Origin of the sequence: Tabrizicola sp., from assembly GCF_016792905.1 — a bacterium.
In the GTDB taxonomy this organism is placed as follows: domain Bacteria; phylum Pseudomonadota; class Alphaproteobacteria; order Rhodobacterales; family Rhodobacteraceae; genus Tabrizicola.
The window spans coordinates 40,615-63,154 of record NZ_JAEULP010000037.1; the positions used below are offsets into that span (position 1 = coordinate 40,615).

Sequence of the window (22,540 nt, forward strand, 5' to 3'; positions counted from 1 at the left end):
ACGCACAGATGCCGATCCGCTTCGCCCTGAACCGCACCTGCGCGCCGCAGCTTGCCCTGCCCGAGTTCATCGCGCTGGCAACGACCGTCGGCGTGCAAGCGGTGGAAATCCGCAACGACATAGAAGGGCGCGAATTCGCCGACGGGACGCCCGCCGCCGAGGTCAAGGCACGTCTCGACGATGCCGGGTTGCAGATCGCGTCGGTCAACGCGCTGCAACGCTGCAACGACTGGACCCCCGACCGTGCAACCGAGGCCAGGACGCTCGTCGCCTATGCCGCCGCCCTGGGCGCGCCCGGCTTGGTCCTCTGCCCGGTCCATACCGAGGATCACGGCTGGACCGAGGCCGAGGCGGAGAAGAACCTGCGCGACGGGCTGCGCGCCTTGCGCCCGATCCTGCGCGACCATGGCGTGACCGGCTATGTCGAACCGCTGGGCATGCGGGGTTCGACGATGAAGCGACAGGCAATGGCCGTGGCCGCCGTCTCCGACATCGACGGCTGGGATGACTTCCGGCTGTGTTACGACACGTTCCAGTTCTACCGCTGCGGCGACACGCAGCTTTTCCCCGACCGGATCGGGCTGGCCCACATGTCCGGCATCACCCGCACCGATCTGGCTCCCGGCGACCTGACCGAACCCGACCGCGAGCTGATCTTCGTCGGCGACCGGGTCGGCAACATCGCGCAGCTGCGTGCCTTGCAGGCGGCGGGCTATGACGGCTTCGTCTCGATGGAACCCTTCAGCCCGTCGGTGCAGAACGACCCGCAGCTTGTCGCCCATCTGCGCGCGAGCCTAGACTATGTTGCGACGCTGCTCGCCGACACCCCGCCGAACGCTTGAGCGGCAGGACAGAAGGACGGACCCAATGATCAGATACGCAGTCGTCGGCGCAGGCTGGATCTCGCAAGAGGCGTTCCTGCCCGCCGTGGCCACGACCGGGAACTCCCGGCTTCAGGCCATCGTCTCTGGCAGCCCGGAGACCGCGAAGCGCCTCGCCGCGTTTCACGACGTGCCCGAGGTGCTGCCCTACGCCGACTATGACAGGCTCCTGGCCAGCGACCGGATCGACGCGGTCTATGTCGCCCTGCCGAACGACCTACATGCCGATTTCGCCATCCGCGCCCTGAGGGCGGGCAAGCATGTGATGGTCGAAAAGCCGCTCGCCACCACCCTTGCCGAAAGCAAGGCGATGACCGCCGCCGCGCGCGACAGCGGCGCCTTCCTGATGACCGCCTACCGCCTGCATTGCGAACCCGGCACCCATGCCATGCTGGGTGCCCTCCGCAGTGGCCGGATCGGCGACCCGGTCTACGTCGCCGCGACCTTCGGCTTCCAGACGCAAGCTGGCAATCACCGCCTGAAAGCCGGGCACTGGGGCGGCGCCCTGCCCGATGTCGGCGTCTACTGCCTGAACGCCACCCGCCATGTCTTCGCCGCCGAGCCGCTTGCCGTGCAGGCCATGGCCAGCCGCCCGGCGGGTGACGCCCGCTTCGCCGAGATCGACGCCAGCCTGGCAGTCACCCTGCGCTTTCCGGGCGACCGGCTGGCGCAGTTCTTCTGCTCCTTCGGATCGGCGCTGTCCGAAACCCTGCGCGTGATCGGTACCACGGGCGAGATGATCCTCGACCCCGCCTTCCGCTTCGAATCCACGATGCGCCTGACGATCCGGCAGGACGGCGGGGAGACGGTGGAGACCTTCCCGCAGGTCGACCATTTCGCCGGACAGATCGCCTATTTCTCGGACTGCATCGCAGAAGGCCGCCCCCCGGCGCCGGATGGCGAGGAAGGGCTCGCCGACATGCGGGCGCTTCTCGCCATCGACCAGGCGGCGCGGACCGGCGAGACCGTCACCCTCGCGCCCCGGCCCTTCGGGCGCGGGATTTCGCCCGACATGCTGCGTCACTTCCCCACGACCAGCCGGCGGCTCCTGCTCCCATAGCCCCCTGCCCCTCGACTCGACCCGCGGCAGGCGGCATACCTGTCCCATGTCGCTTCCACCCGGATTCCTCGACGAACTGCGCACTCGCGTCACGCTTTCTTCCATCGTGGGCAAGAAAGTCACCTGGGACATGCGCAAGTCGAACCTGGCAAAGGGCGACTTCTGGGCGCCTTGCCCGTTCCATCAGGAAAAATCCGCCAGCTTCCACGTCGACGACCGCAAGGGCTATTACTACTGCTTCGGCTGCCACGCGAAGGGCGATGCCGTCACCTTCGTCAAGGAATCGGAAAACCTCAGCTTCATCGAGGCGGTGACCGTTCTCGCCGGTGAGGCCGGGATGCAGATGCCCGCCCGCGACCCCCGCGCCGCGGAAAAGGCCGACCGGCGGACCGAGGTGCAGCAGGTTCTGGACGAGGCGGTCAAATTCTACCGCCTGCAACTGAAGACCGCCGCCGGGTCCGCCGCCCGCACCTACCTTGCCCAGAAACGCCGCCTTGATGAAAAGGCCTGGGATCGCTGGGACATCGGCTGGTCGCCCGACAATGCGCAAGCAGTGGTGGACCACCTGAAGGCCAAGGGCATCCCCGAAGACCTGATGACCGCCTCGGGCGTCGTCGCGAAATCCGACAGTGGCCGCCTCTACGACCGCTTCCACGCCCGCATCATCTTCCCGATCCGCGACGGGCGCGGCCGGGTGATCAGCCTTGGTGGCCGCAGCCTCGACCCCAACGCCCGGGCGAAATACCTGAACGGGCCGGAAACGGAACTTTTCGACAAGGGCCGCAACCTCTTCAACCACGCCCCCGCGCGCGAGGCCGCAGGCAAGGGCAAGCCGCTGATCGTCGCCGAAGGCTACATGGACGTGATCGCCCTCAGCGAAGCCGGGTTCACCGCCGCCGTCGCCCCCCTCGGCACCGCCGTCACCGAAGAGCAGTTGCGGATGATCTGGCGCATCGCGGACGAACCCGTCATCGCGCTGGACGGCGACGCGGCGGGCCTCAAGGCCGCCCAGCGGGTCATCGACCTCGCGCTCCCGATGCTGGAGGCCGGCAAGGCGCTGCGCTTCGCCGTGCTCCCCGGCGGCATGGACCCCGACGACCTGATCAAGGCGCAAGGCGCCCCCGCCATGCAGGCCGTTCTCGACGGCGCACGGCCCATGGTCCAGCTCCTCTGGCAGCGCGAGACGGAAGGCCGCGTCTTCGACAGCCCCGAACGCCGCGCCGCTCTCGACAAGACCCTCCGCGCCCATCTCGCCCGCATCACCGACCCCTCGATCAAGACCCACTACGCCGAGGAGATGAAGCGCCTGCGGCTCGACCTTTTCGGCACCGCACAGGTCCGCCCGTTCCAGCCCGGCCCCTTCCGCCCCGGTCGCCGCAACGCCCCCCCCGGCGGCGCACTCGCCACCACCCGCTCCTCCCTCCTCGCCCAAGCCCAGGGCCCCGTCGAGGAAACCCTGCGCGAGGCCGTCATCCTTGCGACCCTCATCCTCCACCCCGCGCTGATCCACCGCTTCGAAGCCGCCCTCGAACGGCTGGACCTGACCGGCGACGACCACGACACGCTCCGCCAGATGATCCTGGCCGGCGCCGATATGCCCGACCTTCACGCAAAGATCGCCCAGTCCGCGCCCACCGCCCTTGACGCCGTGCTGAAGCGCCCCCATGTCGCCATCGCACCCCCGGTCCGCAACCGGGAAGACGACGGCCTTGCCGCGCTCTGCCTGGCCGAGGAACTCGCCAAACTCGAAGCCCGCCGGGGCGCGCGCCGTGAAATCGAAGACGCGATGGAGGATATGGACGGCCTTCCCGACGAGGGCCTGACCTGGCGTCTCAGCCAGGCCGCCGAAGCCCGCCACCGCTCGGAAAAAAGCGGCACAAGCGACAGCACCGACCTCGGCGAAGACCGGGCCGCCCTGTCAAGACAATTGCAACGGCTGATCGACGATCAGGTCTGGGTCAAGAAGAACCGCTGATTCGGCCTTTCCCCCGGCCTGATTCGCGCTATTGATTCGACCAGCCCCCGCACCGATTCGCGCCGATAGGAGACTCCATGGCCCTCAAGGACACCGACGACGCCAAGCCGGAAACCGAAGACGCGGACGTCTCGCTCGACATGAGCCAGGCCGCGGTCAAGAAGATGATCGCCGACGCACGCGAACGCGGCTACATCACCTATGACCAGCTGAACACCGTCCTTCCGCCGGAACAGGTGTCCTCGGAACAGATCGAGGACGTGATGTCGATGCTCTCGGAAATGGGCATCAACATCATCGAGGACGAAGAGGTCGAGGAAGGCGAGGCCCCGGCAGCGGGCGAGCTTGTCGAAACCTCCACCAGCCGCGAAATCGCCGTGGCGGGGACCACCACCGAAACGCTCGACCGCACCGACGACCCGGTGCGGATGTACCTGCGCGAGATGGGCTCGGTCGAGCTTCTGAGCCGCGAGGGCGAGATCGCCATCGCCAAGCGGATCGAGGCCGGCCGCAACACCATGATCGCGGGGCTCTGCGAAAGCCCGCTCACCTTCCAGGCCATCATCATCTGGCGCGACGAACTTCTGTCCGAGGAAATCCTCCTCCGCGACGTGATCGACCTGGAGGCCACCTTCGGCCGCAGCCTCGACGGCGAGGAAGGCGAGCTGGACGGCCCGGCGCTGGACGAGGTGGGCGTCGGCGAAGCCGCCCCCCGCCGCGCGAACAGCGCCGAGCCGGAGCTTGACGCCGACGGCAACCCGATCATGGCCGAGATGGACGAGGACGAGGATGACGAAGCCTCGAACATGTCGCTCGCCGCGATGGAGGCCGCGCTGAAGCCGCGCGTCCTCGAAACGCTCGACCTGATCGCGCGCGACTACGACAAGCTGGCCGACATGCAGGAAAGCCGGATGAACGCGACGCTGTCCTCGTCCCAGCGGTTTTCCACCGCCGACGAGGCCGCCTATCAGAAGCTGCGTTCGGAAATCGTGCTTCTGGTGAACGAGCTGCACCTCAACAACTCCCGGATCGAGGCGCTGATCGACCAGCTGTACGGCATCAACAAGCGCATCATGTCGATCAACTCCGGCATGGTGAAGCTGGCCGATGCCGCCCGGATCAACCGGCAGGAATTCATCCAGGAATACCAGGGCTACGAGCTTGACCCCTCGTGGCTGGAACGGATGGGCCAGAAGGCCGGTCGCGGCTGGCAGGCGCTGATCGAACGGTCGCGCGAGAAGGTCGAAGAGCTGCGCAATGAAATGGCGCAGGTCGGTCAATATGTCGGCGTCGACATCTCCGAATTCCGCCGGATCGTCAATCAGGTCCAGAAGGGCGAGAAAGAGGCGCGGCAGGCCAAGAAGGAAATGGTCGAGGCCAACCTGCGCTTGGTCATTTCGATTGCCAAGAAATACACCAACCGGGGCCTGCAATTCCTGGACCTGATTCAGGAAGGCAACATCGGCCTGATGAAGGCCGTCGACAAGTTCGAATACCGCCGCGGCTACAAGTTCTCGACCTACGCGACCTGGTGGATTCGCCAGGCCATCACGCGCAGCATTGCCGACCAGGCCCGCACGATCCGTATTCCGGTCCATATGATCGAGACGATCAACAAGCTGGTCCGCACCGGCCGCCAGATGCTGCACGAAATCGGCCGCGAACCGACGCCCGAGGAACTGGCCGAAAAGCTGCAAATGCCGCTGGAGAAGGTCCGCAAGGTGATGAAGATCGCCAAGGAACCGATCTCGCTGGAGACGCCCATCGGCGACGAGGAAGACAGCCAGCTTGGCGATTTCATCGAAGACAAGAACGCGATTTTGCCGCTGGATTCCGCCATTCAGGAGAACCTGAAGGAAACCACGACCCGCGTGCTGGCCTCCCTGACCCCCCGCGAGGAACGCGTCCTGCGGATGCGCTTCGGCATCGGGATGAACACCGACCACACGCTGGAGGAGGTCGGCCAGCAGTTCAGCGTGACGCGGGAGCGTATCCGGCAGATCGAGGCGAAGGCGCTGCGGAAGCTGAAGCATCCGTCGAGGAGCAGGAAATTGCGGAGTTTCCTGGATCAGTGAGTGATCGGCCAAAATGGATCAGAACTTCGAGACTGTCCCCTTTCACTATCTGCGCGCAGATCGTCGCCTGTTTGTGAACTCAGAGTATCTGCTTCAGCTTGATGACGTTGAAAACCCGGACACACAGCCCGGTCGTCACTGGTTTGTGGATGCCCTTGTATTCGAGCCTGGGCGAAACAGACTCTTCCTATGTGAGTTTAGCTTCTCTAAATCACTCGGTGGTTTGAAGAAGCGACTTGAAGCTTGGGCGGCGCATTGGGATGCCGTCAAGGCCGCTGTGGTCAGAGATAGTGCTTTGGATGCCGACGTGTCCCTGCGACCTTGGGCCTTCGTTCCGGAAGAGTGCATCCCAGCTTTGCTGAGGATTGCAGAGGCGTCCGGATTCGATGGAAGCATCCCAGATCGGCCTCCAATCAAGATCACGAATTTAGAAATGACACTTCCTTGGAAATACCGGTTCTGGAAACGCACGGATGAGGCGAGAAAACCGGACTCAATTCCCGCGACGATGCGTTGATTTCCCCGAGCAAGGCTCCCCCGCCAAAGGAGCGCTCTAGTGCACCCTACACCTCCACCCACTCCACCACCGTCCCCGGCAGCGCATCGCCTCCAGCCTGCAGCCCCTCCAAATGGAACGGGATCACCTCCACCAGCGCGGCCTTGATCACCAAACGATGGCCCGGCCAAGATGTAGGTCGGGGTTCACCCCGACTCGCACACCAGCCCCCGACTCACCCCCATCCATGCTATCCTCCCGCCGCTTGCACCACCGGGGAGGGGATGCCATGACCGTCATGAACGTTGTGCACATGCGAGTGAAGCCGGGTATGGAAGAGGAATACGTCCGCCTGCACCAGGACCTCGACGTCACGTCCTGGTCGGGGGGCCGCAACTTCTGGCTGGTAAAGTCGGGCGAACGCAGCTTCATCGTCGTCGGCGAATGGGACGACATGGCGTCGATGGTGGCCGCCCGGCCGATGATGATCGCCAGCCTCGACAAGCTCCGGCCGATCCTCGAAGACCTCGGCGGCGGGCGCGGCGTGACCGAGCCCTGGTCGGGCGAGGTTGCCCTGCATCTCGGCCGGTAGCATCAACCGCAGCAAGGCCGGGCGCCCGTCCGGATGCCCGGCCTTGCGCCCCAGAGACGTCCGCCCCACACTGCCCGCAAACGGAGCCCCCCATGCGCGCAGCCCTGATCCTTGCCCTCCTCGCCGCCACCTCCGCCAGCGCCGCCTGTCAGGGCGACGAGGCCTTTTCCTGCAAGATCGGCCAGAAAACCCTCGAGGTCTGCTACTGGAAGGGCATGCTGACCTACAGCTACGGCCGCGACGGCAAGCCCGAACTGATCCTGACCGAGCCCCTTGAAACTGTCGCCTACACCCCCTGGCCCGGTATCGGCCACGCGATCTGGGATACGGTCGCCTTCCGGAACGCGGGCGTGACCTACGAAGTCTGGACCAGCTTCGACAAGATGGACGAAAACGCCGTCCTCGAAGGCGGGGTCTATGTGATGGAGGGCGAGACAATGCTCGCCAGCCCCACTTGCGACCGGGGCAGCGTCGCGCATGGCCTCGACACGATCTCGTTCATGAAGGCCGGGATCGGCCAGTGCTGGGAGCCCGAAACGCAGAGCTGGGGCAACTGCAACTAGCCCGCCTCGACGAAGGGCCAGACCGGATACTCCAGCCCCGCCGCCCGCAACAGCCCGCAAAGCCGCATCGCCTCGGCCCGCATCGGGGCGGACCGCCGGGCAAGGTCGGGGTTCAACACACCGCCCGCATCAAATTCGGCGAAGCGCGCGTCCAGCCGCGCCCGCTTCACCTCGGGATGCTGCGAATTCGCATGGCCCCGGGCCCGCTTCTCCGCGAATTCCTCCAGCGATTTCACCGCGTAATGGTGCAGCGCCGCAACCGCCACGTCCGGCTCCACCACCGCTGTCAGCCCGTCGAACACGGCCTCCCGGCCCGAAGGCATGACATATCTTCCCTCGGCCACCGTAACCCGGTGAATGCCGGTCCCCGCCAGGCAAGACCTTCGCCCGATCGCCTTGATCGTCCGGCTTTCGCGAGCCTCAGGCGGCAACGCATCGGTAAACCGCTCCGTCACCGGCTGCGCGCGATAGACCGCCTGCCCGCCACTCCCGAACACGATCCAGTTGACGGCAATCGCCGAGACGTCCCGCTCGAACCGCGCAAGGAAGGCGCCGATGTCGGCATCATCATGCAGCAGCAGGAACTCGTCGGCATCGAAGAAGGCCAGCCAGTCGACGTCGGCATGTTTTCTTGCATGATCATAGGCCCGCCGCTGCGGCCGCGGGCCCATTTCGTGCGGCCAGTCCAGATGGACAAGCTCACCGGCCTCGTCCAGCGCCCGCAAGACCTCGGTGGTGCCGTCGGTGCTGGCATTGTCGTAGATCAGGAAGTCGGTGAACCCCAGCGCCTTGTAATGCGCCAGCCATTCCACCACCCCCCGGATTTCGTTCCGGACGATGCCGCACAGCGCAATGCGTTCCCCTGCCATGGGCAGGGTTCTATCCGGCCAATCCGGCACCGATCAAGCTGCAACGGTCAGGCGAGGTTCGCCCTGAAGAAGTCCAGCGTCCGACCCCAGGCCAGCTCCGCCGCCGCAGCGTCATAGCGGGGCGTCGTGTCGTTGTGGAAGCCGTGGTTCACGCCGGGATAGATGAAGGCCTCGTACCTGATCCCCGCCGCCTTCAGGGCCGCCTCGTACTCCGGCCAGCCCGCGTTGATCCGCTCGTCCAGTTCCGCATAGTGGATCAGCAGCGGGCATTTGATCTTCGCCACATCCGCCGCCGCCGGTTGCCGCCCGTAGAACGGCACCGCGCCCGAAAGCTCCGGGTAGGCCACCGCGCAGGCATTGGCGACACCGCCGCCATAGCAGAACCCCGTCACCCCGACCTTCCCGGTCGATCCCTCATGCGCCAGCAGCCATTCCACCCCGGCGAAGAAATCGTTCATCAGCTTCGCCGGATCGACCGTCGCCTGCAACTCCCGCCCCTTCTCGTCGTCGCCCGGATAGCCGCCGACCGAGGTCAGCCCGTCCGGCGCCAGCGCCAGAAACCCGGCCTGCCCGAGCCTGCGCGCCACGTCCTCGATGTAGGGGTTCAAGCCCCGGTTCTCATGCACAACCAGCACGGCGGGCAGCTTGCCCTCGGGCCCCGCAGGCCGCACCAGATAGCCGTTCACCGTGCCATGCCCGTTCGGCGAGGGGTAAGTGACCCGCTCGGCCACGATCCCCGCATCATCGACCGCCACCTGTTGGGCCAGGGCATAATTCGGCGACAGCATGTTCAAGAGCATCGCCGCCGTGACACCCCCCACGGCCCATTTCCCGGCTCGGTCCAGAAACTCGCGCTTCGAAATCTTCCCGTGCGCGTAGAAATCGTACAGTTCCAGCAGTTCCTGATCGAAGTCCTTCGCCGTCATCCGTTCCATCGGTCGGTTCATCGGTGCCTCCTGTCGGTGGGAAAGCCCAAAGGTAGCCCGGACGGCACCCGGGTCCTGCACACGAAGGCGTGAGTCCCCGCCGCCACAGTCCCGCCCCCATATCCGGTGGGCCGAATATTGCCCTTCCCGAAATCATCGGCCTGCCCCTATAGTCAGTGGCAAGGAACCGGGGGAACACCCGGCCTTGAGGCAGGAAGACCAACAACAGCAAGGAGGGGGCCGATGCGCTGCCCATTCTGCGGCAACATCGACACGCAGGTGAAGGATTCCAGACCGGCCGAGGATCACGTCTCGATCCGCCGCCGCCGGTTCTGTCCGGCCTGCGGTGGCCGCTTCACCACTTACGAACGTGTCCAGCTGCGCGATCTCGTCGTCATCAAGTCCTCCGGCAAGCGCGAGGACTTCGACCGCTCGAAACTGGAACGCTCGATCCGCATCGCGATGCAGAAGCGCCCGATCGACCCGGAACGCATCGACCAGATGATCAGCGGCATCGTCCGGCGGCTGGAGTCCCTGGGCGACACCGACATTTCGTCGAAGGTGATCGGCGAGATCGTGATGGAAAGCCTCGCCCGGATCGACACCGTCGCCTATGTCCGCTTCGCCAGCGTCTACAAGAACTTCCAGACGGCGGACGATTTCGACGGCTTCGTCTCCGAGCTTCGGCCCGGAGCCGCCGGGGAAGAGTGATCCCCCGGCCGGAAGACGCTCCCCACATGGCCCATGCCCTGCGCCTTGCCGCGCGGGGCCTGGGCAATGTCTGGCCCAACCCTGCCGTCGGCTGCGTTCTCGTCAAGGACGGCCTGATCGTCGGCCGCGGCTGGACCCAACCCGGCGGACGCCCCCACGCCGAGGTGCGCGCGCTGGAACAGGCCGGTGACGCGGCGCAGGGCGCCACCGCCTATGTCACGCTGGAGCCTTGCGCCCACCACGGCCACACCCCGCCCTGCGCCGAAGCCCTGATCGCCGCCAAAGTCGCCCGCGTGGTGTCCGCCCTCACCGACCCCGACCCCCGCGTTTCAGGCAAGGGCCACGTCCTGCTCCGCGCCGCCGGGATCGCCGTCACCGAAGGCGTCCTCACCGCCGAGGCCACGCGCCTCAACGCCGGTTTCCTGAAGCGCGTCACGCAAGGCCTGCCCTTCGTCACCCTGAAACTCGCCGCATCGCTCGACGGCCGCACCGCCACCGCCACCGGCGAATCCCGCTGGATCACGGGACCGGAAGCCCGCCGCAAGGTCCACGCCCTCCGCCTCTCCCACGACGCCGTCATGGTCGGCTCGGGCACCGCCCTCGCCGACGACCCCGACCTCACCGTCCGCGACCTCGGCGCCACCCGCCAACCCGTCCGCATCCTCCTCGACCGGATGCTCAAGCACTCGCCCGAAAGCCGCCTCGGCCGCACCGCCAGCGATCACCCCGTCTGGCTCCTGCACGGTCCCAACGCATCGGAAGCCGCCCGCAAGGCATGGGCCACCACCGGCGCCACCCTGATCGAGACGCCCGAAACCCAAGGCCGCCTCGACTTGAAGACCGCCCTGCAAACCCTCGCCGTCAAGGGCCTCACCCGCATCCTCAGCGAAGGCGGCGCCACGCTCGCCGCCGCGCTGATCAAGGCGCGCCTCGTCGACGACCTCGCCCTCTTCACCGGCGGCCTCCTGATCGGAGCCGAAGGCCACCCCGCCCTCGGTCCCCTCGCCCTCGCCGCCCTCGCCGACGCCCCCCGCCCAAGCCTCAGGGAAACCCAGACCCTCGGCCCCGACACCTTCAGCCTCTGGTCCCTCTGACCCGCCAGCCTTTCATACTGGCGCAAATATCCCCGCCGGAGGCGCCTACCAGCTCCCCGACGACGCCATGCTCGCCCAGGGCTCCGCCGGAGCCTTCGCCGCCCCGCGCTGCAACAGCTCCACCGACACATTGTCGGGCGACCGGACAAAGGCCATCCGCCCATCCCGCGGCGGCCGGTTGATCAGCACCCCGTTCTTCGCCAGATGCGCGCAGGTCGCGTAGATATCGTCCACCTCATAGGCCAGATGCCCGAAATGCCGGCTGTCCGACGGCAGCCCCGTATCCCCGTCCCAGTTGTAGGTCAGCTCCACCGGGCAGTCCTCCTGCCCCGGCGGCGCCATGAACACCAGCGTGAAGCGGCCCCCCTCGTTGTCATAGCGCCGCGTCTCTTTCAGGCCCAACAGCCGATAGAACGCCATCGACTTCTCCAGATCCTTCACGCGCACCATCGTGTGCAGATACCTGATCGCCATTCCACCCTCCATTCATTCATCTAGCGGTATCACACCGATCAACCGCAAGCTATAGTCAGCCCCGACTCGAACCAACGGAGGCCCCGACCATGCCGCTGACCCCCGAACAGACCGCCGAAATCGAGGCCGCAAGGGCCACCCCCCGCCCCACCCTCCGCGCCGTCTCCGAGGGGATGGAGGCCCATCTCTACCGCGCCCATCCCGTCCTTGACCACGGCTTCATCCGCGTCATCGACTACATGGGCGACGACAGCGCCATCGTCCAGGCCGCCCGCGTCAGCTATGGGGCCGGCACCAAGCACGTCCAGAACGACGAGGGCCTGATCCGCTACCTGATGCGCCACTGGCACTCCACCCCGTTCGAGATGTGCGAGGTCAAGCTGCACGTCAAGCTGCCGGTCTTCGTCGCCCGCCAGTGGATCCGCCACCGCACCGCCAACGTCAACGAATACTCCGCCCGCTACTCGATCCTCGACCGCGAGTTCTACATCCCCGCCCCCGAACAACTCGCCGCGCAAAGCACCGTCAACAACCAGGGCCGGGGCGAGGTCCTGACCGGCGAAGAAGCCGCCCGCGTCCTCGACCTCCTGAAATCCGACGCCAACCGCGCCTATGACCACTACGAGGCGATGCTGAGCCAGGACGGCCAGCAGGGCCTCGCCCGCGAGCTGGCGCGGATGAATCTCCCCGCCAACATCTACACGCAATGGTACTGGAAGGTGGACCTGCACAACCTCTTCCACTTCCTCCGCCTGAGGGCCGACGAACACGCCCAATACGAAATCCGCGTCTACGCCGAGGCGATTGCGGCCACCGTGCGCGACTGGGTCCCGCTGGCCTACGCGGCGTTCGAGGACTACCGGATGGGCGGCGTGACGCTCTCGGCGAAGGCGATTGCGGTGTTGAAACGGCGGCTCGCGGGGGAGGTTGTGACGCAGGAGGCGTCGGGGATGAGCAAGGGCGAGTGGCGGGAGTTTGAGGGGGTCTGGGGGTAATTCTTCTGTCGTGCTTTCAATACCATAAATCGTTAGCTCGTCGCTTCAGTCGCATTGACGGCGTCGGGATTCATCTTCAGGTTGCCACGTTTGCGTCAAATTCAGCTGATTGCCAAAACGTGAATAGTTCACCGTTTAGTGATACACTGGTCGAGTTCGAGAATTGATTCGAACCTGCACTTACCGAGTGAACCTCTGGATAAACGGAGAACTGGGATGACCTATTCGCCTAAATCTTTCCTACTGCCTGCACTTCTGTTTGCTTCAGTTAATGTGGCCTCAGTCAGCGCTGCCCACTCGCAAGAGTTCATGTCCCAAGAGGAGCTTCTTGCCGCAATCCCCGGTCACACCATTCGCGCAAAATCGAATGACGGTACCTCCTGGTACCAAGTTTACAGCACCGGAAAAAAGAAAGGCACCATCGAAGGTATGTTCGGCGACCAACCGATTAAGTCGAAATGGTCGGTCAAAGGTGACAAGTGGTGTGAAGACTGGGGCGATGGCAAGGCCTGCTGGGACGTGGAACGCGTAGACGCAAATTCGCTTCGCATCTACGAGAACGGCAAACCCAGAAAAAACCTCTGGAAGCTGGAATAACTTCGCGGCAAAGGGCGCCCGTAGGGTGTGCATTCATGCGCACTACGATCTCACGACCGGCCAAACCCCGCCCGGCTGCCATCGTCTTGGTGCGCATGAATGCACACCCTACAATATGCCCGGATCACCATCCGCGTCGCGGTGCCACGACGAAAACGGCCACTCCCCCGGATGCCCGACCAACCCGTGCTTCACCGGATTGATCCAGCAATACCGCACATGCGCCGCGAAATCCTCGTCCCCCCGGATGTGATGCTCCCAGAACCGCTTTTGCCAGATGGGCGCTTCGCCGCGTAGGTCGGGGTTCACCCCGACTCTTTCTTCATACGCCCCACCCCGGCGCACACGGCCGCCGTTCGCACCATATCCGTTCTTCGGGGAAAGAGTCGGGGTGAACCCCGACCTACGAACGTCCCTTGTGAACTGCGCCTTGATCGACGCCATCCTTGTCGCATAATCCGCGTCCCCCTCCGGCAATGACAAGACGCAGTGCATGTGGTCCGGCAACACCACCCAGGCATCAATCCCGAACGGTCGCTTCGCGCGGGTCACCGCCACCGCCTGCCGCAACACATCGACATGTCGGACCAGCGTATCCGCCCCCCGGTCCACCAGATTGACCGTGAAGAAAACGCAAGCGCCGGGAACCCTGGGACGGATGTATCGCGACATGGCGGCAGTCTGCCCGGGCGCGGTTAACCCGGTGTTACTACGCGCCCCTTTGCGGCCCCCGCGCCATTATGTTACCACCCGGTTAACGCCCACGGGCAACCACGGGAAATCAAACGACTATCTCAATCTGTCCACCGTGGACACAAGGACCGGAACCCCCATGATCCTCTACGGCATCCCGACCTGCGACACCTGCAAGAAGGCCCTCAAGTCCCTGGAACGCGCCGGCAAGGACGTCACCTTCCGCGACATCCGGGCGAACCCGCTCAGCCAGCCGGAAGTCGACCGCATCGTCCAGGAATTCGGCTCGAAGGCGGTGAACCAGCAGTCCACCACCTACCGCAGCTTCAACGATTTCCTGAAAGCCTCCGACCCCGAGGCGCAGATCATGGCACAGCCGACCGTGATGAAACGGCCGGTCATCCAGGACGGGGATCTCTGGTATCTGGGGTGGGACAGCGCGACCGAAGCCGCGCTGACCGACTAGATCAAAGCAGCCGCAGGTCGCCGGCCGACTGCTTGCCGTCGCGGCCCGACTGCAGCTCGTAGCCGATCTTCTGGTTGTCGCTCAGGCCCTTCAGCCCGGCCCGTTCCACCGCCGAGATGTGGACGAACACGTCCTTGCCGCCATCATCCGGCGCGATGAACCCGTAGCCCTTGGTCGAATTGAACCATTTCACGGTGCCTGTCGGCATTCCGCTTCTCCTCTCAGAACCCCCCGGGGCGTCATTGCCCCGAGCCGTGCCACCAGGTCTTCCAGGGCTTCGTTCAGAGAGCCGGTCAGGAATTCTGTCGTCACTGCGGCGATGATGCCAAGGATTCGCCGAAAATCAAGCCGCAAGGCGAACCTGTTCAACCCCAAGGTAGCGATCCGCGCAGGCGGCCTGCCGCTCCTGCCCGCCAAAACGGCAGGCGGCAGGGCCAATCCGGTGCCCCGTGGCCCCCGGTCGCGTCAGGCCCCGGCGGGCGGCAGGGCCTCGAATCCGAAGGTCGCGATGGCCTGGTCCAGGCTGATCGTCTCGGTCCGGGTCTCGCCCAGGCGGCGGACGGAAACGGTGCGGCCCTCGACCTCCTGCATGCCCACGGCCAGGATCACCGGAACCTTGCCGACCGAATGCTCGCGGACCTTGTAGTTGATCTTCTCGTTCCGCACATCCGCCTCGGCCCGGACGCCCGCCTTTCTCAGCGCGGCGACCACCTCATGCACGAACGGATCGGCGTCCGAGACGATGGAGGCCACCACCACCTGCCGCGGCGCCAGCCAGAACGGCAGTTTGCCGGCATAGTTCTCCAGCAGGATGCCGATGAACCGCTCGAACGAGCCCAGAACGGCGCGGTGGAGCATGTAGGGCATGTGCTTCGCCCCGTCCTCGCCGACATATTCCGCACCCAGGCGGTGCGGCAGTTGCGCGTCGACCTGGAAGGTGCCGCACTGCCACTGCCGCCCGATGGCATCGGTCAGCTTGAAGTCAAGCTTCGGGCCATAGAACGCCCCGTCGCCGGGGTTGATCTCGTAGGGCAGGCCCAGGCTGTTGATCGCACCTTCCAGCGCGCCTTCAACCTTGTCCCACTGCTCGTCCGTGCCGATTCGAACTTCGGGCCGGGTGGACAGCTTGATGTCGAAGCTGTCGAAGCCGAGGTCCTTGTAGACCGATGACAGCAGCCGGATGAATCCGGCGCATTCGGACTCAATCTGGTCTTCCGTGCAGAAGATATGCGCATCGTCCTGCGTGAAGCCGCGCACCCGCATCAGCCCGTGCATCGAGCCGGACGACTCATACCGATGGCACGACCCGAACTCCGCCAGCCTGAGCGGCAGGTCGCGGTAGCTCTTCAGACCCTGGTTGAACACCTGCACATGGCAGGGGCAGTTCATCGGCTTCAGCGCGTTGATCCGCTTTTCCTTGGCGCCCTCTTCGTCCACCTCGACGATGAACATGTTCTCGCGGTAGGCCTCCCAGTGGCCCGACTTCTCCCACAGTACCCTGTCCACCACCTGCGGCGTCCTGATCTCCTTGTAGCCCGCCTGCCGCAGACGGCCGCGCATGTAGTCTTCCAGCACCCGATAGATCGTCCAGCCGTTCGGATGCCAGAACACCATGCCCGGCGCTTCTTCCTGGAGGTGGAACAGCTCCATCTCGCGCCCCAACTTGCGGTGGTCGCGCTTGGCCGCCTCCTCCAGCATCGTCAGATGCGCCTTCAGGTCGTCGCGGTTCCTGAACGCCACGCCATAGATGCGCTGCAACATCGGCCGCGAGGCATCGCCCAGCCAGTAGGCCCCTGCGACATGCGTCAGCTTGAACGCATCCGCCGGAACCTGCCCCGTGTGCTGGAGGTGAGGTCCACGGCACAGGTCCTGCCAGTTGCCGTGCCAGTACATCCGGATGTCCTCGCCCTCCGGGATGCGGTCCAAGAGCTCCAGCTTGAACGGCTCCTGCCGCCCCCGGTAATACTCCACCGCCCGCGCCCGCTCCCACAGCTCCGTCCTGACCGGATCGCGCGCGTTGATGATCTGCTTCATCCGCGCCTCGATCGCCCCCAGGTCTTCCGGAGTGAACGGCTCTTCCCGGTCGAAATCGTAGAACCAGCCCTGGTCGCGCACCGGGCCGATGGTGACCTTCACCTCCGGCCAGATCTCCTGCACCGCCCGCGCCATGATATGCGCGAGGTCATGCCGGATCAGCTCCAGCGCCGGACCCTCGTCCTTCAGCGTGTTGAGGGAAATCGTCGCGTCCGCCGGGATCGGCCACTGCAAATCCCAGTGCTTGCCGCCCACCTGCGCCGAAATCGACGCCTTGGCCAGCGACGGTGCGATGCTTGCCGCCACGTCGGCAGGCGTCACGCCCGCCGGATACTGGCGGATGATGCCGTCGGGAAATGTCAGGGAAATCTGGCTCATGGCCGTCTCCTCGTCAGTTTGGCGCCTACGAAACGCCCGGTTGCGGGTTATGTCGGGCGGTTTCTGCCAAGCCGCTGGGGTGAAGTCAAGCCATGCGCGACCTTCCGCCCGCGGGTTGCACGACCCCTGACGAATGCGCGTATCGCTTGCTATCTTCCTTGCATGACAACCTTCCTCACCACCCCGCAAGGTCGCCACATCGCCTATCACCAGACCCCCGGCAGAGGCCCCGGCGTGGTCTTTCTTGGCGGGTTCCGCTCGGACATGTCCGGCAGCAAGGCCCTTGCCCTGCAATCCTGGGCCGAGGCGACGGGCCGCGCGTTCCTGCGCTTCGATTATTCGGGTCATGGCGCCTCGCACGGCGCCTTCGTCGACGGCGCCATCACCGATTGGCGCGAGGATGCCGCCGCCGTCATCGACGTGCTGACCGAAGGGCCCCAGATCCTCGTCGGCTCCTCCATGGGTGGCTGGATTGCCCTGCTCCTGGCCCGCGACATGCCCGACCGGGTTGCCGCATTCGTCGGCATCGCCGCCGCCCCCGACTTCACCGAACGGATGTGGGAGGCCGAGCTCACCCTCGCCGAACGCACCACACTCCTGGAAGAAGGGGTCTTCCTGCGCCCCTCGGACTACTCCGACGATCCCTACCCGATCACGCTCCGGCTGATCGAGGACGGGCGACAGAACCTGGTGATGCACGGCCCCCTGCCCCTGCACATGCCGGTGCGGCTTCTGCAGGGCAGCGCCGATACCGACGTGCCGCCCACTGTCGCGATCTCGCTCTTCCACCAGATCACCAGCCCCGACCTGCGGCTCACGCTGGTCAAGGACGCCGACCACCGTTTCTCGACCCCTCCCTGCCTTGCGATGATCACCGAGGCGATCGAGGATGTGACCCGCGCGCGTGAGGCACTCCCGCTGGACGAAAGCCCCGGCTTGAAGGTTTCGAACATCCGCTGATGTTGCCTTTCCGCCAGCCTGGCGGGACTCGTTCCCGGGTCCGGATTTGAATCCAGCTGCTTGTGGGCTACGCTTCCCGAAAAGACCAAGACCGCCGCTTGCAGAAATCCTGCGCCGAGGGCCCTTGTTGTGAACGTACTCGTGCTGAGAGACCCCGACCCTGTCGAACCCCTTGTCCTGATCCCGGGGTTCATGGCGGATGCCCGCAGCTTCATGCCGCAACTGGCAAGGCTCGGCGCAGATCGTCCGGTGATCATCCTGTCCCCCGGCCTCGGCGACAGTCTGGAACGGATCACCGCCGACATCGCGCCACATCTGCCCCCGCGTTTCGCCCTTGTCGCGCACGGCCTTGGCGGCAACATCGCCATCGAAATCCTGCGCAGGCGCCCCGAGGCCGTGACCCGCGTCGCGCTGATCGCGACCGACCCGCTGCCCGAGACCCCGCAACTCGCCGCCCAGCAGGAGGCGCTGCTTGTTGCCGCGAAGACCGGCCACCTTCAGGCCTGCATGGCCGAGATGCTGCCCCTGACCGCGCTGCATGATGCCCCCTGGCGGGATGAGGTGATGGCGCTGGTCATGGACATGGCGGAAAACCTTGGTCCGATCCAGTTCCGGCGTCACTTGCGCGTGCTGCAACGGCGTCCCGACCAGCAGAAGACGCTGCGCAAGGTACATGTGCCGACGATGATCATCGCGGGCGAAAGCGATACGCTGGTCCCCCGCCGCCGCGCCGAATTCCTGGCGGCAATGATGCCGCAGGGCTGCCTGGAAATCATCCGGGAGGCTGGCCACCTGCCGCAACTGGAACAGCCCGAGGCGGTGACGAAGGTGCTTCAGACCTTCCTCGCGGGCCGCCTGCCGACGCTGGTGCTGCGCTAGCGTCTGCCCCTGAAACGATGCAACGCCGCGGCCTTATTGCGCCGCGGCCAGCGTGATTTTCGCCTTGGGCTTGCCCGCGGCCTTGTCGATGAAGTTCAGCACCAGCGGGCGGATGTTCAGCCGCCAGCTCTTGCCCGCGAAGATGCCGTAGTGGCCGGCACCCGGTTCCAGGTGGTGTCCCTTCTTGTCCTCGGAAAGCCCGGTCAAGAGTTTCAGCGCCGCAACGCATTGGCCCGGCGCGGAAATGTCGTCGTTCGCGCCTTCGACCGTCATGACCGAAACCCTGGTGATCGCGCCCATGTCGACCTTGCGGCCGGCCACCACGAACTCGTTCCGGGCAATCTCGCGGTTCTTGAAGATGCGCTCGACGGTCGACAGGTAGAATTCCGCCGTCATGTCCATCACGGCCAGGTATTCGTCATAGAATCGGTTGTGCGCGTCATGGTCCGAGGCCTCGCCCCGCGCGGCGCGCAGGATCTGCTCGGAAAACGCCTTGCCGTGCCGTTCGGCGTTCATCGCCATGAAGCTTTGCAGCTGCAACAGCCCCGGATAGACCAGCCGCCCCGCGCCCTTGTACTTGTAGCCGACGCGCTGGATCGCGATGTGTTCCAGCTGGCCCATGGTGATCCGGCGGCCGAAATCGGTGACTTCCGTTGCCGCGGCATCAGGATCGACCGGCCCGCCGATCAGCACCAGCGACTGCGGCTGCGCCTCGGGGTGTTCGGCGGCCAGATAGGCTGTCGCGGCCAGCGTCAGCGGCGCGGGCTGGCAGATCGCGATGACATGCGTGTCCGGCCCCAGCGCCTTCATGAATTCGGCAAGATAAAGCGTGTAGTCCTCGATGTCGAACTTGCCCGCCGAAACCGGTATATCCCGCGCATTGTGCCAATCCGTCACGAAAACATCGGCATCGGGCAGCAGCGAGGCGACGGTGGACCGCAAAAGCGTGGCATAGTGACCCGACATTGGCGCCACCAGCAGAACCTTCCGCGCCATGGGCGAGCGACGGCGGACGAAGAATTGCACCAGGTTGCCGAACGGCTTCTCGACAATGTTCTTGATGTCGACCAGGTGATCCTGCCCGTCCGGCCCGACGATCGAGCGGATGCCCCAGTCGGGCTTTGCGACCATCCGGCTGAAGGTGCGTTCGGTGACTTCGCCCCAGGCCGCCATCAGCGGCAGCACCGGGTTCATCGACATGGCGAAGGCAGGATAACTCGCAAAGGCCCTGGCCGAGGCGCCCAACCACTCATTCGTGTTGCGGGCGCTTTCCATCAGGTCGTAGGTGAACATATACTTCATCACGTCTCCTTGCCCCCGGCGGGCCGATGTCGCATGGCGGGGTACGGGACGCACCGCTATGCTGCATAGCGGCAACGATAGGGGGGAATGGTTAGCATGACAACAGAAGACAGGGCCCCCGATACCAAAGAACGAGTTGACCGGCTGAACGCCAACCTCGCAAAGGTCGAGGAACTGTCAAAGCGGCTGACCGCAGCCCTGACCCATCGCCGCCAGGTCGACCCCTCGCTGCATGGGCCCGCGCCCGACGTCTACATGAAGGCCGCCGCCGCCTATTTCGCCGAGATGGTCTCGAACCCCGCCCGCGTGGTCGAGCATCAGGTGAGCTACTGGGGCAAGACCCTGAAGCATTATGTCGAGGCGCAACAGACGCTTGCCAAGGGCGAATTCAAGGCGCCCCCCGACCCGAACCCCAAGGACCGCCGCTTCCAGAACCCCCTGTGGGAAACGCATCCCTTCTTCAACTACCTCAAGCAGCAGTACCAGATGAACTCCGACGCGATCACCACCGCGGTCGGCGACATGGAGACGCTTGCCCCCGAAGACCGCCGCCGGGTGGAGTATTTCACGAAACAGATTGTCGACATGTTCAGCCCGACCAATTTCCTGGGGACCAACCCCGAGGCGCTGGAAAAGGCGGTCGAGACCGATGGTGAGAGCCTGGTTCAGGGGCTTGAGAACCTGGTCCGCGACATCGAGAGCAATCACGGCGACCTTCTGGTCACGCTTGCCGACAAGGAAGCCTTCCACGTCGGCCAGAACATCGCCACTACCCCCGGCGAAGTGGTCTACCGCAACCGCATGCTGGAGCTGATCCAGTACACCCCCACCACCGAGACGGTCCACAAGACGCCGCTCCTGATCTTCCCGCCCTGGATCAACAAGTTCTACGTCATGGACCTCAAGCCCGCGAATTCGCTGATCAAGTGGATCGTCGACCAGGGCTTCACCCTCTTCGTCGTCTCCTGGGTCAACCCCGATGCGTCCTACGCCGGGACCAGCCTTGACGACTACATCCGCGACGGCTTCCTGCGCGCCATGGCCGAGACCCGGCGGATCACCGGCGAGAAGCAGATCAACGCCGTCGGCTACTGCATCGCGGGTACCACGCTGGGCCTGACGCTTGCGCATCTGCAGAAAGCGGGCGACGAGACGGTAAAGACCGCCACCTTCTTCACCACCCTCACCGATTTCTCCGATCCCGGCGAAGTCGGCGTCTTCCTCAACGACGATTTCGTCGACGGCATCGAACGCCAGACCGAACGCGACGGCATCCTGTCGCGCTTCTTCATGAGCCGCACCTTCAGCTTCCTGCGCTCGAACGACCTGATCTACACCCCCGCCATCAAGTCCTACATGCTGGGCGAGGCACCCCCGGCCTTCGACCTTCTTTACTGGAACGGCGACGGCACCAACCTGCCCGCGACCATGGCCGTCCAGTACCTGCGCGGCCTCTGCCAGGGCGACGGTTTCGCCAAGGGCGAATTCAAGGTCTTCGGCCATCCCGTCCACCTCTCCGATGTGAAACTCCCCGTCTGCGCCATCGCCTGCGAGACCGACCACATCGCCCACTGGAAGGGCTCGTTCAACGGCATCAAGCAGATGGGATCGAAGGACAAGACCTTCCTCCTTTCCCAGTCCGGCCACATCGCCGGGATCATCAACCCGCCCTCCAAGGACAAGTACGGCCACTACACCAACGATGCCCCCGTCGCCGGTGAACCCGAGGCCTGGCTCAAGTCCGCAACCTTCCAGAAGGGCAGCTGGTGGCCGCGCTGGGGCGCGTGGCTGGCCGGCAATTCCGGCCCGATGATCCCCGCGCGGAAACCCGCCGATTCGCTGGCTCCGGCCCCCGGCACCTACGTCACCGCCACGCCCGGCCCCTGACTTTCCCCGCCTTTCCGCAGGGTTATCCGGTGCAACTCCGGGTATTGCTGCAATGCAGAAAAAGACTTGAAATGCTGCACCGCAGCACGTATATGTTGCTCATGAAAACGGGCCGCCTCCTCCCCCCTCCCCGGCCCACAGGAGAGTGACATGACCAAGACCCCGGACTTCACCAAAGTCGTGCAGGACATGATGGCTTCGTTCCCGGTCGACGCTTCGGCGTTCCAGAACGCGTTCAAGACCCAGGCTGCCTTCGCCGAGAAATTCTCGAAAGTGGCGATCGAAGCCGCCGAGAAATCGACCGAAATCTCGGCCAAATGGACCAAGGACACCCTGGCCAAGGTCGCCGACATCGCCAAGGCGAAATCGGAGCCGGCCGACTACTCGAAATCCGTGACCGATTTCGCGTCGGCCGCTGCCGAGATGGCTGCCGAAAACCTGGCCGCCTTCGCCGAAGTCGCCAAGAAAGTGCAGATGGAAACCGTCGAGCTGATGCTGGCCGCGGGCAAGGACATCTCGGAAGATGCCACCGCCGCCGTCAAGAAAGCCACCGCGGAAGTGACCTCGGTCGCCAAGAAAGCCGCTGCGGCTGCGAAGTAATTCGTAACGAGTTCAGCGTCCCCCAAGGCGCAA

The 22,540-nt window shown here is 65.1% G+C and carries 23 protein-coding genes; 16 read left to right on the forward strand and 7 right to left on the reverse strand.

The annotated features are described in order from the left end of the window. Positions 1-8 precede the first annotated feature (8 nt). The 7 genes from JNL31_RS08340 to JNL31_RS08370 all read left to right on the forward strand — a co-directional run bounded on the left by JNL31_RS08340 (position 9) and on the right by JNL31_RS08370 (position 7,642). A complete protein-coding gene (locus tag JNL31_RS08340; protein WP_294972197.1) occupies positions 9-842 on the forward strand; it encodes a TIM barrel protein in 834 nt (277 codons plus the stop codon). A 25-nt stretch (positions 843-867) separates the two neighbouring features. Further along, on the forward strand, positions 868-1,941 hold the full coding sequence (locus tag JNL31_RS08345; protein WP_294972199.1) for a Gfo/Idh/MocA family oxidoreductase: 1,074 nt from the start codon (positions 868-870) through the stop codon (positions 1,939-1,941). Between the two features lie 46 nt (positions 1,942-1,987). Beyond that, a complete protein-coding gene (gene dnaG, locus JNL31_RS08350; protein ID WP_294972202.1) occupies positions 1,988-3,916 on the forward strand; it encodes a DNA primase in 1,929 nt (642 codons plus the stop codon). A 77-nt stretch (positions 3,917-3,993) separates the two neighbouring features. Next, a complete protein-coding gene (gene rpoD / locus JNL31_RS08355; protein ID WP_294972205.1) occupies positions 3,994-5,991 on the forward strand; it encodes an RNA polymerase sigma factor RpoD in 1,998 nt (665 codons plus the stop codon). A gap of 13 nt (positions 5,992-6,004) precedes the next feature. Next, positions 6,005-6,508 (forward strand): hypothetical protein, encoded by a 504-nt coding sequence (locus JNL31_RS08360; protein ID WP_294972208.1) that lies wholly within the window; start codon positions 6,005-6,007, stop codon positions 6,506-6,508. Between the two features lie 268 nt (positions 6,509-6,776). Then, the gene (locus JNL31_RS08365) at positions 6,777-7,079 is read left to right on the forward strand and encodes a hypothetical protein (RefSeq protein ID WP_294972210.1); all 303 of its coding nucleotides are present in this window, start codon (positions 6,777-6,779) and stop codon (positions 7,077-7,079) included. Between the two features lie 92 nt (positions 7,080-7,171). Further along, positions 7,172-7,642 (forward strand): hypothetical protein, encoded by a 471-nt coding sequence (locus tag JNL31_RS08370; protein ID WP_294972211.1) that lies wholly within the window; start codon positions 7,172-7,174, stop codon positions 7,640-7,642. Here JNL31_RS08370 and JNL31_RS08375 read toward each other — a convergent pair. Together JNL31_RS08375 and yghX are read right to left on the reverse strand one after the other, a co-directional pair. Beyond that, positions 7,639-8,511: a glycosyltransferase family 2 protein gene (locus tag JNL31_RS08375; RefSeq protein ID WP_294972214.1), complete on the reverse strand. Its 873-nt coding sequence runs from the start codon at positions 8,509-8,511 to the stop codon at positions 7,639-7,641. The two genes, JNL31_RS08370 and JNL31_RS08375, sit on opposite strands and share 4 nt — an antisense overlap. A gap of 47 nt (positions 8,512-8,558) precedes the next feature. After that, positions 8,559-9,458, reverse strand: coding sequence for a YghX family hydrolase (gene yghX / locus JNL31_RS08380; protein WP_294972217.1), 900 nt, complete (start codon positions 9,456-9,458; stop codon positions 8,559-8,561). Positions 9,459-9,680: 222 nt separating this feature from the next. Between yghX and nrdR the strand changes: the two genes are divergently transcribed. Then, positions 9,681-10,148, forward strand: a complete 468-nt coding sequence (gene nrdR, locus JNL31_RS08385; protein ID WP_128514091.1) for a transcriptional regulator NrdR — start codon at positions 9,681-9,683, stop codon at positions 10,146-10,148. Positions 10,149-10,174: 26 nt separating this feature from the next. Then, the gene (gene ribD / locus JNL31_RS08390; RefSeq protein ID WP_294972220.1) at positions 10,175-11,242 is read left to right on the forward strand and encodes a bifunctional diaminohydroxyphosphoribosylaminopyrimidine deaminase/5-amino-6-(5-phosphoribosylamino)uracil reductase RibD; all 1,068 of its coding nucleotides are present in this window, start codon (positions 10,175-10,177) and stop codon (positions 11,240-11,242) included. A gap of 45 nt (positions 11,243-11,287) precedes the next feature. Here ribD and JNL31_RS08395 read toward each other — a convergent pair whose 3' ends face one another. Next, positions 11,288-11,716, reverse strand: a complete 429-nt coding sequence (locus tag JNL31_RS08395; protein ID WP_294972223.1) for a VOC family protein — start codon at positions 11,714-11,716, stop codon at positions 11,288-11,290. A gap of 89 nt (positions 11,717-11,805) precedes the next feature. Here JNL31_RS08395 and thyX point away from each other — a divergent pair, with 89 nt between their 5' ends. After that, positions 11,806-12,711 carry an FAD-dependent thymidylate synthase gene (thyX, locus tag JNL31_RS08400; protein ID WP_294972225.1) on the forward strand — a complete coding sequence of 302 codons (906 nt, stop codon included), beginning with the start codon at positions 11,806-11,808 and terminating at the stop codon, positions 12,709-12,711. A 216-nt stretch (positions 12,712-12,927) separates the two neighbouring features. After that, a complete protein-coding gene (locus JNL31_RS08405) occupies positions 12,928-13,308 on the forward strand; it encodes a hypothetical protein (protein WP_294972227.1) in 381 nt (126 codons plus the stop codon). Positions 13,309-13,416: 108 nt separating this feature from the next. Here JNL31_RS08405 and JNL31_RS08410 read toward each other — a convergent pair whose 3' ends face one another. Beyond that, positions 13,417-13,980, reverse strand: a complete 564-nt coding sequence (locus JNL31_RS08410; protein WP_294972230.1) for a transposase — start codon at positions 13,978-13,980, stop codon at positions 13,417-13,419. Positions 13,981-14,140: 160 nt separating this feature from the next. On the opposite strand from JNL31_RS08410, the gene JNL31_RS08415 reads away from it, so the two are divergent. Further along, positions 14,141-14,467: an ArsC/Spx/MgsR family protein gene (locus JNL31_RS08415; protein ID WP_294972232.1), complete on the forward strand. Its 327-nt coding sequence runs from the start codon at positions 14,141-14,143 to the stop codon at positions 14,465-14,467. A gap of 1 nt (position 14,468) precedes the next feature. Here the strand turns inward: JNL31_RS08415 and JNL31_RS08420 are convergent, their stop codons facing one another. Together JNL31_RS08420 and thrS are read right to left on the reverse strand one after the other, a co-directional pair. Beyond that, entirely contained in the window at positions 14,469-14,675 is a 207-nt protein-coding gene (locus tag JNL31_RS08420; protein ID WP_128514143.1) for a cold-shock protein, read from the reverse strand. A gap of 257 nt (positions 14,676-14,932) precedes the next feature. After that, a complete protein-coding gene (gene thrS, locus JNL31_RS08425; protein WP_294972235.1) occupies positions 14,933-16,879 on the reverse strand; it encodes a threonine--tRNA ligase in 1,947 nt (648 codons plus the stop codon). Positions 16,880-17,041: 162 nt separating this feature from the next. On the opposite strand from thrS, the gene JNL31_RS08430 reads away from it, so the two are divergent. Both JNL31_RS08430 and JNL31_RS08435 read left to right on the forward strand, forming a co-directional pair. Further along, a complete protein-coding gene (locus tag JNL31_RS08430; protein WP_294972238.1) occupies positions 17,042-17,839 on the forward strand; it encodes an alpha/beta hydrolase in 798 nt (265 codons plus the stop codon). 129 nt (positions 17,840-17,968) lie between these two features. Further along, complete coding sequence (locus JNL31_RS08435) at positions 17,969-18,718, forward strand: alpha/beta hydrolase (RefSeq protein ID WP_294972240.1); 750 nt, start codon at positions 17,969-17,971, stop codon at positions 18,716-18,718. 33 nt (positions 18,719-18,751) lie between these two features. Here the strand turns inward: JNL31_RS08435 and phaZ are convergent, their stop codons facing one another. Then, the gene (gene phaZ, locus JNL31_RS08440) at positions 18,752-20,020 is read right to left on the reverse strand and encodes a polyhydroxyalkanoate depolymerase (protein ID WP_294972242.1); all 1,269 of its coding nucleotides are present in this window, start codon (positions 20,018-20,020) and stop codon (positions 18,752-18,754) included. A 96-nt stretch (positions 20,021-20,116) separates the two neighbouring features. Between phaZ and phaC the strand changes: the two genes are divergently transcribed. Both phaC and JNL31_RS08450 read left to right on the forward strand, forming a co-directional pair. Further along, positions 20,117-21,907, forward strand: a complete 1,791-nt coding sequence (phaC, locus tag JNL31_RS08445; RefSeq protein ID WP_294972245.1) for a class I poly(R)-hydroxyalkanoic acid synthase — start codon at positions 20,117-20,119, stop codon at positions 21,905-21,907. A gap of 150 nt (positions 21,908-22,057) precedes the next feature. After that, positions 22,058-22,507, forward strand: a complete 450-nt coding sequence (locus tag JNL31_RS08450) for a Phasin (protein ID WP_294972247.1) — start codon at positions 22,058-22,060, stop codon at positions 22,505-22,507. Positions 22,508-22,540 lie beyond the last annotated feature (33 nt).